This is a genomic window from Paenibacillus donghaensis (assembly GCF_002192415.1).
Lineage (GTDB): Bacteria > Bacillota > Bacilli > Paenibacillales > Paenibacillaceae > Paenibacillus_AQ > Paenibacillus_AQ donghaensis.
On sequence record NZ_CP021780.1, the window covers coordinates 8,413,669 to 8,426,676 of the forward strand.

The window sequence follows — 13,008 nt, forward strand, 5'->3', positions numbered from 1 at the left end:
CTATAGCAGGGTAGTTTCCATATCTGCGCTTCGTGCTTGAGTTGTGTAGGTGCTGTAAATTTATATTACTATAGACATTTTTATCTCACCTGGCACTATGGATTCTGTTGACGCACAACAGATCCCATTCCATGATGAGCAATTTGACATGGTTATCGCTAACAACATGCTGTATCACGTGCCGGATATCCCTAGAGCAATCCGTGAGATGCACCGTGTCCTAAAGCGAGAAGGTGTAGTGTGCACCTCTACGATGAGCACTCAACACCTACAAGAGGTCGAACACTTGGCGGTTTCGTTCGACTCCGACTTTCACGTGTTGGATCATGCTATTAAACGGTTCCACCTGGGTAACGTAGGAGTGGGCGAGGCCTATATGTCACCGAGCTCCGTTACCGAAATCCTGCACTTCTATGTAGCTGAGTATAGTGAAGATATGACAACGGGTCACGGTGGGGGCCTTGAGGAGGAGCAGGAGAACATTGAAGTGGTGGAACTTCCATTTGCTCAAGCGCTAGACATGGTCGAAAGCGGCGAGATTCGTGACGCTAAGACGATAATGCTGCTCCAATACGCTCAGATCCAAGGTCTCTTGAAAGTGAAATCGAAACCACTGCATATCCTCATCGCAGGCCCGTATCGTTCTGGAACGAATGATGATCATGTATTAATCGAGAAAAACGTCTCAGGGTGCCGATGAAATGGTAAGGGTTGCCAAAGAGAAAGGATTGTCGATTTACGAACGGCTCGACGAACTTCCGTTGGTGTGATTATCTTCTTTGAGCGGACCAAAGACAGCTTGCGTCTGGGTATCCTACACTTTATAAAATATTTTCACTTTGAACGTATCAAACTTGTAAGCATAGGTTGGAAGACTCCGATTCTTGCAAAAAAAAAAGAGTCCCGATAATTTTCAAGACCTTATTCAACATCATACTAAACGAGAAATAATAAGTCTATACTTTTTTGACTATATATGTAAAAATGCGTTCATTAACAAATGTATGGGAGGGAATGAAAATATGATTCCAATATGCTTTTCAGCTTTCTTAGAGGTAACTAATTTGCACATTGATCATTTGAACTGGCAAGTGCGAATTGGCGGTTTATGTTGGCTGATTAAAACATTACGTTGGCTTGTATATGGTGGTAAAGATATAATCCCAGGATCAGAAGCTTGGATACCCGATCTGCTGAATGATGTAGAAAATCTATGTGAGGAATTGATAACTGATAGTCAGAGCTATTGAGCGCAAGTCCATGCACAAAAGGATGTTTCACGCCTCTTGCGAATTCAACCCTAAAAAACTTGCCCCTATTTGTGATACGGTTCACCGCGCTGTCTGTAACGGCAAGTTTTTAGGCCACCCCACAAAGTATGGCCTTTTTGTACTTAGCTATTCGTATTCCTAGTTTTTAATTACCTTTACAGGTTCCAACAAAATCAAATGATACTCGTTCCCACACCCGCTTGGTTTTTCATTACGAATGTGCTCTTCCAAGCATAGTCTTGATCGATCAGATTTGTAAATTCCGTCTTTTGCTAATCTCCCCATAAAAGTTTTCCAAGATAAATTAACATCCTCACTACTTTCAAATATAGCGTAAAGACCACCGGGTAGCACCATTTCCTTTAGATGCATCGGAACCGAAACACCATCTGGTATTGTCACAATCATTCCATAACCATAAGGCTTTCCGCGATTGCTTGGCATCGGTTTAACATTGCCACCGAAAAAACGTGCTGTACTTAGTAAATTCGAGGCCTTAATCCACTCAAGCACCGGTGCCATTGCTTCGTCTTCTGGAGAACACCCGACGGCAATACTATAGGCAACCATATCGAATCAAATTCAACGTTTAGAAAAGGAAATAGGGGTGCAGTTATTCAAAAGGGGATGGGACGCGGAACTGACGGGCGCAGGGAAACAGCTGTAATCGAGGAGCATCAAAGTCGGATCGCCACATAAGTCCAATCCACCGAATTAGTTGCGAATCTGCATCTAATTAGAAGATTTTTTCTGTTTTAGAGCAAATAAGTGCAAAAAGGCATCTAATTTCGGATTCTGAGCCTTAAACAATCGTTTTACTCGAAAATAGTTGCAGATTCGCACTTATTTGCCCAATAACAGGAATTTCAGCTGAAATTAAATGCACTTTTGCATCTAATTCCTCTGAAATCTCTAATGTAGCATTCTACATCCTCAGAGGGACCTAAGTAGTAACCAGTTTCGCATCTATTTAACTCCGATGGAACCAGGATAACCTTCTAACTACTCGTTCCTCGCTGGGATCTAAGTCGCTAAGGACCTAAGTGGTCACGAAATGTAAAGGTGTTGAGGAAGGGTTTAGCGGTCATCCTCACCATTCGATCCATTCAGCACATCGGTTCCCGGCATGACATCGACGGGTGGAGAGGCGGGGTCGATTGCGCTGCCTGGCTGGATCTCATCAGCATCGGGAATATCCTCCAGCGGCTGCTCCTCATCGGCAGCGCTCTCTTCATAAGCATCGGGCTCCTCAACCAGCAGTTGTTCTTCGCTCACTGGCCGCTCATCTCCCAGCCGCTCGCCTTCCTCGGCATAATCAATTACGCCTCCGCCAAGGCCTGCCGCTCCGGCGGCGAATACGGCGTCGGACTCCAGCAACTCATCCCGCTCAGGTGCGGGAGAGGCGATGATATCCTCGCGGTCAGCCCGCCGGCCAAGACCCGGCTCCAGCTGGTTCAGCCCGATGTCGGCGGCCAGATAGCCATCGCCGACCAGTGCCTGATCGGCGCCGTCATCCGCAATACCGTCGACGAAATCCACCGGTCTTTCATGAGCTTGCTCATGGCTGGCCAAGGCTGATTCGAGCGGACGCTTATCGTCTGCTTCAATGTCTTCGCTGTGGCTCTGCTCCGTGATTGTTCCCAAGTGCCGCAATTCTTCCAGCGGAATATCCTGCTCAGAGGATACACCACCCATCTTGTTATATCGCTCATAGGTGAAATCGGCTTCCGTCTTGTTAAATTCGTTGCCCATATCCGTCAACTCCTCTTATTATAATGGTGTGCTGAGGCTCTTAAAAAGCTAGTCCGGTTTCTTCTCCGGAACCGCATGGTTTATGGCGTCGATCTGATCGTCATCCGGCAGGGCGCCCGGGAAGCTGCCCTCCTGGAACAGGCCGAAATCCTCGTCAATATCCCGCTCGGTAACCAGATCCTCTGATTCCTCTTCTGTTCTGGCGTTATACTTTTTGTCGCTCATCATACCTTCTCCTTCTGAATAGAGATGTCTAGAGATGTATAGTAGAAGTTTACCCGTTTACACGGAAGCGAATCGGCAAGGGGGAGGTCAGTACTGCTCTTAATATATTCATTTCAGAGTGAATTAACCGCCGGTTAGAAGAAAAACGTCTCATTTCGAGGTTATTTGCAAATATAGGCAGGGATAGCGCGAAGGTTGTCGAAAATAAGAATCATAAGAACCAGATAAATCCAACTAATGACTTACTGAGGTGCACATGATGAAGTTGTTGCCATTACATAAATTTGCGGTTTTTGTTCTATCTATTCTGCTGCTAGCGGTTCTGCTGCCCAATGTTGCTGCTCTGGAGAGCAAAGATCGATCCGGCTCAGGGCTGCAGAGGGTTGGAACGGCAACCGGTTTCGGCATTTTCTATTATCCCCAAGCCTCGGCTACCACTCAGGACACGAAGTACAGCCAGCTACTTCCGCTAACAGCCGCAACCGAAGACGCGCTGCAGGGCAAGGGCGGAGAAGCTGAAGGGATTGTCAACATTGTGAGCATGAATGACAGAGAGAATTTCGCCGCAGAGCTGGGAAGTTATGGACGCGAGGATTTTCTGGGCCTGATTGTGGGCGGAACACTAATTTTTGCGGCAATTGTTCTGCTGGGCTGCTCTTTTTTTGTCAGCCGGGAGCTGTTTCCGAGCGGAATTCTGCTGGTGCTTGTCATTTTCTCCACAGGCGTGCTGGTTGTGACCTATTCGTCCTTTCTGCCGCTGCTGATCAGCAGCTATGGAAGGCATATCGAAATCTATTTCGACCTAGCTTTATTTACACTAATGCCCTGCCTGACCTTTTATTTCGAGAAAATATTCGGCTCCGGCAGCAGAGATTGGGTGACACGGGTCCGTAAATTCCAGATCGGGTATTCGCTGATGTGTCTGCTCCTGCTGGCTGTTAATGTCCTGCTGGCCTATCGTCTTGATGGCCTCTACCGCCTGATCACCGTGGACGTTACGGGAGTTCTGATATTGCTGCAATTTGGCATGCTGATGCTGCTGTCGGTGAGGCAAGCTTGCAGGGGCAACTGGGATGCCATCATCTTCACTGTGGGTTTCAGTGTATTTGCTGCCGTTTCGGTGATTGAGCTGGTATTGTATTACACGACTGGCGGCGCACATCATTTCACTTGGTGGAAATGGGGTATGATGGCGTTTGTGCTGGGGCTGATCATGGTGTCCGGACGGAGATTCGCGCGGAATCACGATCAGGTGGTTGAATATTCGCGCGAGCTGGAACGTTTCAATAATGAGCTGCAGCGCTCCGAGAAAATGGAGATTATCAGTGAGCTGGCTGCTTCCGTAGCTCATGAGGTGCGCAATCCGCTGCAGGTTACCAGGGGATTTCTACAGATTCTGGGGGAACGCTCGGAGAAGAAGGAGAAGGAATATCTGGCGATGGCTGTGACGGAGCTGGACCGGGCTTCCCTGATCATCACCGATTTCCTGACCTTCGCCAAGCCCGGAATTGAGACCGTCGAGGTGCTGGATGTTTGCGAAGAGTTACGGCATGTATCAGGCATTCTGGTGCCGCTGGCTCATCTGCAGGGAGGGACGATTGAACTGAAGATGCAGCCGGAACTGCAGGTACGCGGCAGCTCCTCCAAGTTCAAGCAGGCATTCATTAATCTGATCAAGAACAGTATTGAAGCCTTGAAGGATCAGGGGGCTGTGACGATCTCGGCCTGGAAATCAGGCGAGCATGTCATCATCAGTGTGCTTGACAACGGAGAGGGAATGAAGGCCGGGGAGCTGTCTCGCCTGGGTGAACCGTATTATTCCAATAAGACCAAAGGAACCGGGCTTGGCCTGATGGTGACCTTCCGGATTATAGAGGCTATGGATGGAACCATCAAGTTTCAGAGCAAGAAGGATGAAGGAACGGAAGTCATTATCAAGCTGCCAATGGCGCACAATAATTAGGAAAAATTTTTGGATATTCCGTTTTTTTGAAGGAATGGGGCGTATTTGAGCGAAATAATAGTCTAGGAAAGAACATGTTTCTGAAACTATTCCTTGAGGTGCTTGCATGCGTCTGATCAAAAAACTCTCTTCCCTAATCTCAATCAGTGTAATTATGTTATGTATTAGCCTGTTCTTGGGGGGCTGGACGGCTTCGGCAGCGCCCAACGTCAGGCATGCGTCACAGTACATCACAGAGTGGCAGATGAAATGGATTCAGCCGGACGCGGCAGACCAAGCGCTGCAGGCGAAATCCGATGAAGCGGGCTGGATTAAGGTAGACTCTTCACATGAGATTCCCGAGCTGCCTGCCGGAGTTTCCGCTGCCTGGACACGCCTTACGCTGCCGGAACTGAATTATACGGCTCCTTCGATTTATATTGAGACCTTATATGCGCTTCATGTGAAGGTATTTGTCGGGGAGCATCTGGTGTATGAAGAGAATAGGGATTATATCAAAGACCATTATTCCTTGTTCATTCCGCTAAGTCCTGAGGACAGCGGCCAGATGTTATATGTGCAGACCGAAACGCTTCAAGACAGAATGGGCATTAAGGAAGCTGTAATCGCAGGCGAACACGATGTGCTCGTCAAGGAATATATCAATCACGGACTGATCGATGTGATCCTGGGCAGCTCATTTTTCTTTTTGGCTGTCGTTTTATTCGTGTGCGCGTTCTACCTGAACAAAGAGTATTTCTCCATCGCTGTCTCATTGTCCATTGTTATTGCCTCCACGGGTGTGCTGTCGATTACCTATTCTCCGTTTATCTATACCTTCTACAGCGGCCTGGGGCCGCTCAGCATTGCGCTGCTGGATTTGGGTCTGCTGTCTCTGCTTCCTGCACTGACCTTTTTGTTTGAGTCGATATTTGGCAGCGGCCGGTTCGGACTGATCACCAAATTCCGCAAGTTTCAGGTAGCCTACTCCTTGTTTTGTGCGGTTTGCTTTATGGTCAATCTGCTGTCAGGCAATCAGTGGATCGAATGGTATTACTTTATTTCTACCACTATTGTCGGCGGTATCCTGATTCTGCAGTTCCTTCTCTTGATTGCCTGTGTCATTATCTATTCGGCCAAAGGCAACAAGGATGCGATCATTTTTGCGGTGGGCTTCGGGACAGCGGCAGTTACCGGAGTAAGTGAGCTGGTGTGGTATTACATTCGTGGACGTAACTATGACCTGTTTATGTGGAAATGGGCCTTAGTCGTGTTCATCCTGTCACTGATAGCCATTCTTGGCCGCAGGCTGGCCCACAATCACCGGCAGGTGGTGCAGTATTCCAGAGAGCTCGAGCTGTTTAACAATGAATTGCAGCGTTCTGAGAAAATGGAAATTATCAGTGAGCTGGCCGCCTCAGTAGCCCATGAGGTACGCAATCCCCTGCAGGTCACACGTGGTTTCCTCCAACTGCTGACTCAAAAAACGGCCGGCGATGACAAAAAATATTTAACCATGGCCTTAAGCGAGCTGGATCGTGCGTCAAACATTATCACTGATTTCCTGACCTTTGCCAAACCGGAGTTCGAGCAGATATCCGTGCTTAACCTGTATGATGAATTTAAGCATATTGAGAGCATTCTGCTCCCGCTCTGTCACTTAAACGGCGGCAAGATGGTGCTGGATGTGCCGGACGATCTGTGGGTTAGAGGCAATTCCTCGAAACTTAAGCAGGCTTTTATCAATATTATCAAGAACAGCATTGAATCCTTCGGGGAAGACGGAGTGATCTACATGTATGCCGCCCGCAAGGAGAACAAGGTAATTATCCGGATTAAGGATAATGGAGAAGGGATGGAGCCGGAGGTATTATCAAGACTGGGCGAGCCGTATTTCTCCAACAAATCCAAAGGCACCGGCCTGGGTCTAATGGTGACGTTCCGGATTATCGAAGCCATGCAGGGGGAAATCCGCTTCGTAAGTCAAAAAGGAGCAGGAACCGAATCCATTACCCTGTTGCCATTGGCAGAGGGGCGGACGATTCCTGCTCCGGGTGAAGCCGGGACGTTGTAATTACCAAGAACCAAGGGGTTGAATGTCTGCCTTCACCAATCCTGATGCAGGACTGGGCGGAATAACCAGATAGAATTCGTCGGAGCCTTCCTCCACAGCCTTCAACGTTACATGATCGGGAATGATAATACCAAGTGCTTCTTTGAGGGCTGCCTTCGGATCGGTAAGCAATTTCTGTTTGAAACCGGGATCTTCCCATGCTTTCTGAATCACTTGATTTCTAAGAATGGCTTCTGACATAACAATCACCCTTCCACAAATGGTTATATTTTCCTTGCAAGTATAGCATGACCTTTACTCTATTTCTATTACTATTTTCATCACAAATCCTGTTGTTTAGAGAGCCAATAGAAGAGTCCGCCGCCTTTCAGCCGCAGCTTCTCTTCTTCGATCGCTGCAGAGATCTGCAGCAGGCTGGAGACGAGTGCCTGGTGGAACGCCAGCAGATGCGGCACATTCAAGCTGGAAGTGGCAAGCTTGCTCTGATTGGTCTGAGCAAGCGCCATATATCGCTGAAGTCCGCCCGATGTGAAGATGAATTCTCTGACCTCGGCGGACGTGGGCAGGCTTCCACTGCTTCCGCGCTCGTTCCGAACCATGGCAAGCAAGGTGTTGTAGCTGCCCTCCGTCAGATCCTCTTCCCAATCCTCGTAATCATCCAGCAGCTGCAGAGTAAGCAGCACAGTGTCCAGCATACACTCCGCTTCTGCGGCCTTGTCGCCTTGACCGGACAGAAGCAGAGCAGCTGTGCTGGATAATTTCAGCGGACTGGCCTTGCGGGCAATCCCTGTCTGGTCGGTAAGGAAGTAATCAGCCATGTTCTCACGGGATACACTGTCTGCCCACTCTGTAATATAACGGCCAAAGGACGACCAGAACACAGGCTCCGCCGCGAATAACTCCATATAAATCTGCAGAAACTGTATATAGAGCAGATTAGCCAGAGGCAAGATCTCTTGTGCCGAAGCTGAGCTGCTGTCCATAAGATCATCCTGCAAGAAGAAATACAGCATGATCAGTACATTGCCTACTGCCATTTGCGAGGTATCGCGGTTGCTGAGTCCATAGCCTTCCCGGAACCAGAAGGGCAGCAGATAACAGATGTAATTCTTGTGGCTGTTCGTCTGAAACACGTTGAATTGTTCCAGATAGGCCAAGCCTTTGGTATTCAGTGGCTCGGGAAAGGCAGCGATTCGCTGCCGGGCTTCGGCAAATACGTCTTGCAGCTCTTTATCGTAACTATGTAGCCATTCCATAGGACGCACTCCTGTTCTGAAATAGATCAGATATCAATAGTTGTACTGATTATAGCGTTGTGTGAAGTCTGCTGACAATGATATTTTGGAGGGGAATAAGGCTGATGGAATGGTATACACTGGGGCAGATGCTGAGGGTCATTCGGCTCGGTCAAAAGGCGGTTACACCCGATGGTCGCGCTGTGCTTCGTACGCTAGAGGGACTTTTCTGGGCGGAGGGCCAGCTTGCGGGCCAGCCGGTAGTTATGAAGAACTACCTGTTCTCCGATTTGTGGCGAATCGTGGAGGATGAACCGGACGAAGAAGCAGGCAGAGCACGTGAGGAGTGGGAGCGCCGGGAGCGGGAGATGCTGGAGAATCAGTATGAAGCGCTTCGCGAGGAGTATCTGGAGCTGAGAAAAGGACTTTTGGAGGATAAATAAAGAGGATCGCGGGTCGGCGGCGGGAGAACCTTCTATATATAGCGGCAATATAGCTGAGCCGTCCCGGTTTTGCTGCCGGAGTGTTCTTTTATAATAGAAGATAAAAATTCTAAATGGCCCAAATTCTTAGTTCAGTTGGTGGAGCAGTCACGCCAAACCTGCCGCAAGGAGGTCTAAGGCTGGATATATCCTACTTAAGGCATAGGTTAAATAAATCCGTTAAAGCGTTACAAACTCTTACATCAATTGTGGATTGGAGCGTTTTCACCTGCAAATTTTAATTAACATAACTCTTTAAACTCTAAATTCAAGCAGAGATAGAGCTGTTTTCAATAATGAGGTAACATGGAAGTTACACGAAATAGACATATTTTAGTAAATAAGGGCATAGAAGAAGAATTTCCAGAAAAAAGTGTGATTATTTTTGTTATTTTTTTGTAATGTAAACGCTCACAGGGAGTAGGGTAACTTGTGCTTGTGATTTATCTCATGTATGATGCTTTTAACAAAGCGCTGAAAGCTCGCATTTTCCACACAAACTGGAGAATAGGGTGGTGGGATGAAAACAAGATCAACCACAGAAGAACGATTATTGAAATTTTACAGAGCTTTTTCATTGTCCCTCACATCGCTAATGTATCTCCTTGATCATTCGGGACCTTCCGTCATATACAGATTCCTAACAGTCGTTATTTTATTCATAGTAGCTTATCTGTTTACCCTGTGTTATCAGCGGTACCGGAGCAATCCGCGGACGCTTATGCTGGCTATTAGTCTGGAGCTGGCAGCAATTATCGGCCTGACTTTATATACGGGAGGTTATGACAGCCCGTTTAGGCTCTATGTACTTAATCCTTTGTTGATTGCTGCGGGTTCTTTATCCTTTTATTTTGGGTGGAGCCTGCTTCTGGGCTATATTGGAGTTTTTGTTGCGTTTTGTTATCTTTTTCTCAATTCAGCCAACCTTTCTTTCACGGAAGCGGTGCTTGAGAACGGGAACCTGTTTCTAGCCCTGGTACTTACGGTTATAGTAATGCAGATGGTCAATCGGTTGAAACGTCAGCGTGAGGAAGCCGATGCACGCACGAATGAGACGATGGAGCATATTAAATCGCTATACCACATTGTGGAGACCTCAAGCCAGCATGATTTCATGAACATTGGCCAGGTGATTACGGATTATGTGGTGAAGCTTACCAAGCTGGACAAAGCATTATTCTGGTTTGCCAAGAAGAGCGGAGAACCGGCTCCGCAGAGTAGGCAGACGGGCTGGCAGCAGGAAGAGGAACGTTTCCTGTTCTATGAGCTGGAGAAGAACGAGCATGAGTGGAGGCTCCAGCGGGAGCCAGTATTCAAGAGCCTGCCGGGATTGGGTGATTTTCTGCTGATGCCGGTGCGGATGAGCACCCGTTTTGTCGGGATGATCGGTGTGAAGCTGGAAGCTGCGGAGGGTCTCGAGGGCCGCAGATGGTACATTCAGCAGCTGATGTTTCTCTCGGAGCTAAGTGCCATTATCCTGGAGCGCCATGAGCTGGGTGTGATTGAGAACCGGCTGATTGTCACGAACGAGCAGAACCGGATTGCCGACGAGATGCATGACAGCGTGTCCCAGTCCCTGTTCGGGATTGTCTATGCGACCCATTCTCTGAAGCAGACCTGGCGGAAGATGGCCGATGCCGAGCTGGAGGAACAGATCGAATTGATTCATGACTCGGCTACCAAGGTAGCCAAAGAGCTGCGGATTACGATCTACAGCCTGAGTTCGAAGAAGAGCGGTGGTTCCACTTGGCTGAGTATGGTAAGGTCTCATCTGAACAGCCTGTCGAGGTTAAACGACGTAGAGATTAATTTACAGATTACCGGTGATGATTTCAGCTTGCCCTACCCTTATCATAAAGCGTTATTCCGGATTATATCCGAGGCTACAGGCAATGCCATTCGTCATGGCGCAGCCCGGTGTGTAGAGGTGGAATTATCCCTCAAGCCGAAATGGATCAGACTCTCGATCAGCGACGATGGCGTCGGGTTCGATACGGATCTGATCTGGACGGAATCCGAGGATAATACCGGTGGACTCGGCATGAAGAATATGCAGTATTTAACCCAGTCGCTTGGCGGTGACTTCCAGTTATCCAGTAATGAGAATGCTGGAACCAGAATTTTGATATCGATACCGGTTGGCGTTGCTGAACTAAAAAATGCATAAACTTTAGGCAGGAGGTCGTTTGAGTGAAAATCGTCATTGTAGATGATCACCCTTTGGTGAGAAGAGGACTGGCAGCAGTCATTTCTATGCAACCTGATGTACAGTTTGCTGGCGAGGCAACGAATGGCCAAGAGGCTCTACAAGTGATTGAAGAAACACAGCCTGATCTGGTGTTAATTGATCTGAAGCTTGCTGATGAATCTGGTCTGGATGTGATCAAAGCGGCAAGGGAACGCGGAATTCTGAGCAAGTTTATTCTGCTGACCTCCTCTGCCAGCAGAGAGGATTTCCTGAAGGCCGAAGAAGTGCTGGTAGATGGTTACGTGCTGAAAGAGGCTTTGCCGGAAGAGCTGCTGTTCGCTATCCAACTGGTCTATAAGGGAAGAAAGTATTATGATCCTGGACTGATGGAAGATAAGATGCGAATGAGCGGCGGCAGTCCTACCGATGAACTGACTCCTAAGGAGAAAGAAGTGCTGATCGAGCTGGGACAGGGAGCATGCAACCGCGAAATTGCCTCACGCCTGTTCATCAGCGAATTCACCGTGAAGAAGCATGTCAGCCAGATTCTAGCGAAGCTGCAGGTAGCCGACCGCACACAAGCGGCGCTATTTGCGAATGCTGTAGGCTTGACCAAATACGAAATGTCTTATGATTAAGTAATGCGGCAGTAGCCATTATTCGGAAGCACGGACATGATGTCCGTGTTTTTTTGTTGTTTGCGCGTCTAGCCCGGCTAAAATAGGCCCTGAAACCCCTGAAACCCCTGAAACCCCTGAAACCCCTGAAACCCCTGAAGCTTATGAAGCTTCAGCATCTCCATAATGCCCAGCACCACCACCCAGCACTCACACCCCATACCCCCCACCCAGCACCCAGCACTCACACCCAGCACCCAGCAATCCCCACCCAGCAATCCCCACCCAGCACCCCACATCCAGCACAGAAGAACTCGAGCTGTACGGAAACCGACATACAGCACATTTGAGTATGACCCAGCTGGGGGAGCGCTCCCGAACTTTAAGTAACCCCTCTTCTAGCGGACTCTCCAGCTGTTATTTCCTCATTTCTGCGCTGATGTCGAGTCTAACGGACCGGATGAGGCTGTCGATTCATTGTGGATAAATCAAAAATGCAGTTGAGCAACCCAAAAATCTCCTCTCAGAGACGCTCAGATCCATTTTCTGATGGAAATTTTCGCTTTCCAACACAAAAATCGATTTGAGAGAACCAAGTTTACAGTTGTCCACAATGAATCGACACGCTCCGGATGGCTGTTATGGCGCTAAAGCGCTCCTAAACAATGTACTAATACATAATAGGGGAGTTTTCTATAATCTCTCGCTGTGAACCTAAGCAATAACCAGATTCGCCACTCATTCAGCGAATGGAGAGCGCTGGCGACCGGTTACGCCTGCTGCTCTAACCTTAAAGGCTCTTAAGCAATAAGAGCGACCGTAGTAGTCTGTTTCCTAAATTCCTTCCCCGTTCTCCTCTCCCGGTCTCCAGGGCCAAGTTAGATAGACCACAGGGTCCGAAGAGAAAATAAAAAGAAATTCCTGCAAAAGTGCAGGTATTTATTCTCCTTTGTTCCTTTTTTGCGGAATACCTGTAATAGTGCAGGTTTTTTAGCCCTTCGGGCTGTGAAACGGTCTCGGGGGTGGAAATGCCTGCACTTATGCAGGCTTTGGGTCTCCAAGCCGCTTTTACACGAAAAAAACTGTATTATTGCAGGCTTTTGGGGCAGGAGGTGGTTGCACAGGCCGGGTAAAAACTTCTGAAACGCTGTAGTAGAATTTACTGGCTGCGGCCAACACTTGATATTCTTAGCCTTCTTGTCGCGCGGTGTGGTGATATAGG

General features: G+C 48.2%; 12 protein-coding genes and 2 pseudogenes. 9 read left to right on the forward strand and 5 right to left on the reverse strand.

The annotated features are described in order from the left end of the window. Positions 1–97: 97 nt before the first annotated feature. The 3 genes and pseudogenes from B9T62_RS42000 to B9T62_RS39815 all read left to right on the forward strand — a co-directional run. A pseudogene (locus tag B9T62_RS42000) lies at positions 98–277 on the forward strand (class I SAM-dependent methyltransferase); the annotation flags it as partial. 9 nt (positions 278–286) lie between these two features. Then, positions 287–700 carry an NUDIX hydrolase gene (locus tag B9T62_RS37935; RefSeq protein ID WP_245864748.1) on the forward strand — a complete coding sequence of 138 codons (414 nt, stop codon included), beginning with the start codon at positions 287–289 and terminating at the stop codon, positions 698–700. A gap of 322 nt (positions 701–1,022) precedes the next feature. Continuing rightward, positions 1,023–1,250 (forward strand): hypothetical protein, encoded by a 228-nt coding sequence (locus B9T62_RS39815; protein ID WP_157794175.1) that lies wholly within the window; start codon positions 1,023–1,025, stop codon positions 1,248–1,250. Positions 1,251–1,409: 159 nt separating this feature from the next. On the opposite strand, the gene B9T62_RS37945 is transcribed toward B9T62_RS39815, so the two are convergent. Beyond that, positions 1,410–1,793, reverse strand: coding sequence for a GyrI-like domain-containing protein (locus B9T62_RS37945; RefSeq protein ID WP_087919967.1), 384 nt, complete (start codon positions 1,791–1,793; stop codon positions 1,410–1,412). 40 nt (positions 1,794–1,833) lie between these two features. Between B9T62_RS37945 and B9T62_RS37950 the strand changes: the two are divergent. After that, positions 1,834–1,929 (forward strand): annotated as a pseudogene (locus B9T62_RS37950) (LysR family transcriptional regulator); the annotation flags it as partial. Positions 1,930–2,348: 419 nt separating this feature from the next. On the opposite strand, the gene B9T62_RS37955 reads toward B9T62_RS37950, so the two are convergent. Beyond that, entirely contained in the window at positions 2,349–3,023 is a 675-nt protein-coding gene (locus B9T62_RS37955) for a hypothetical protein (protein WP_087919968.1), read from the reverse strand. Positions 3,024–3,071: 48 nt separating this feature from the next. Beyond that, entirely contained in the window at positions 3,072–3,251 is a 180-nt protein-coding gene (locus B9T62_RS39820) for a hypothetical protein (RefSeq protein ID WP_157794177.1), read from the reverse strand. Positions 3,252–3,504: 253 nt separating this feature from the next. On the opposite strand from B9T62_RS39820, the gene B9T62_RS37960 reads away from it, so the two are divergent. Both B9T62_RS37960 and B9T62_RS37965 read left to right on the forward strand, forming a co-directional pair. Further along, positions 3,505–5,211 (forward strand): sensor histidine kinase, encoded by a 1,707-nt coding sequence (locus B9T62_RS37960; protein WP_087919969.1) that lies wholly within the window; start codon positions 3,505–3,507, stop codon positions 5,209–5,211. Positions 5,212–5,317: 106 nt separating this feature from the next. After that, positions 5,318–7,264 (forward strand): sensor histidine kinase, encoded by a 1,947-nt coding sequence (locus B9T62_RS37965; protein WP_087919970.1) that lies wholly within the window; start codon positions 5,318–5,320, stop codon positions 7,262–7,264. Here the strand turns inward: B9T62_RS37965 and B9T62_RS37970 are convergent, their stop codons facing one another. Beyond that, entirely contained in the window at positions 7,265–7,504 is a 240-nt protein-coding gene (locus tag B9T62_RS37970; protein ID WP_087919971.1) for an NHLP leader peptide family RiPP precursor, read from the reverse strand. It abuts the gene before it with no gap. A gap of 80 nt (positions 7,505–7,584) precedes the next feature. Then, complete coding sequence (locus B9T62_RS37975) at positions 7,585–8,520, reverse strand: hypothetical protein (protein ID WP_087919972.1); 936 nt, start codon at positions 8,518–8,520, stop codon at positions 7,585–7,587. Positions 8,521–8,624: 104 nt separating this feature from the next. On the opposite strand from B9T62_RS37975, the gene B9T62_RS37980 reads away from it, so the two are divergent. From B9T62_RS37980 to B9T62_RS37990, 3 genes are all read left to right on the forward strand, one after another. Next, positions 8,625–8,942, forward strand: a complete 318-nt coding sequence (locus tag B9T62_RS37980) for a hypothetical protein (RefSeq protein WP_087919973.1) — start codon at positions 8,625–8,627, stop codon at positions 8,940–8,942. Positions 8,943–9,534: 592 nt separating this feature from the next. Further along, complete coding sequence (locus B9T62_RS37985) at positions 9,535–11,148, forward strand: sensor histidine kinase (RefSeq protein ID WP_245864274.1); 1,614 nt, start codon at positions 9,535–9,537, stop codon at positions 11,146–11,148. A gap of 23 nt (positions 11,149–11,171) precedes the next feature. Then, positions 11,172–11,807 carry a response regulator gene (locus tag B9T62_RS37990; RefSeq protein WP_087919975.1) on the forward strand — a complete coding sequence of 212 codons (636 nt, stop codon included), beginning with the start codon at positions 11,172–11,174 and terminating at the stop codon, positions 11,805–11,807. Positions 11,808–13,008: the final 1,201 nt, after the last annotated feature.

What these genes read in the sequence shown, in the direction of transcription:
- B9T62_RS37955 (WP_087919968.1), bottom strand. Translation starts at nt 3,023, where the DNA reads ATGGGCAACGAATTTAACAAGACGGAAGCCGATTTCACCTATGAGCGA.
- B9T62_RS37965 (WP_087919970.1), top strand. Translation starts at nt 5,318, where the DNA reads ATGCGTCTGATCAAAAAACTCTCTTCCCTAATCTCAATCAGTGTAATT.
- B9T62_RS39820 (WP_157794177.1), bottom strand. Translation starts at nt 3,251, where the DNA reads ATGATGAGCGACAAAAAGTATAACGCCAGAACAGAAGAGGAATCAGAG.
- B9T62_RS37975 (WP_087919972.1), bottom strand. Translation starts at nt 8,520, where the DNA reads ATGGAATGGCTACATAGTTACGATAAAGAGCTGCAAGACGTATTTGCC.
- B9T62_RS37960 (WP_087919969.1), top strand. Translation starts at nt 3,505, where the DNA reads ATGATGAAGTTGTTGCCATTACATAAATTTGCGGTTTTTGTTCTATCT.
- B9T62_RS39815 (WP_157794175.1), top strand. Translation starts at nt 1,023, where the DNA reads ATGATTCCAATATGCTTTTCAGCTTTCTTAGAGGTAACTAATTTGCAC.
- B9T62_RS37980 (WP_087919973.1), top strand. Translation starts at nt 8,625, where the DNA reads ATGGAATGGTATACACTGGGGCAGATGCTGAGGGTCATTCGGCTCGGT.
- B9T62_RS37945 (WP_087919967.1), bottom strand. Translation starts at nt 1,793, where the DNA reads ATGGCACCGGTGCTTGAGTGGATTAAGGCCTCGAATTTACTAAGTACA.
- B9T62_RS37970 (WP_087919971.1), bottom strand. Translation starts at nt 7,504, where the DNA reads ATGTCAGAAGCCATTCTTAGAAATCAAGTGATTCAGAAAGCATGGGAA.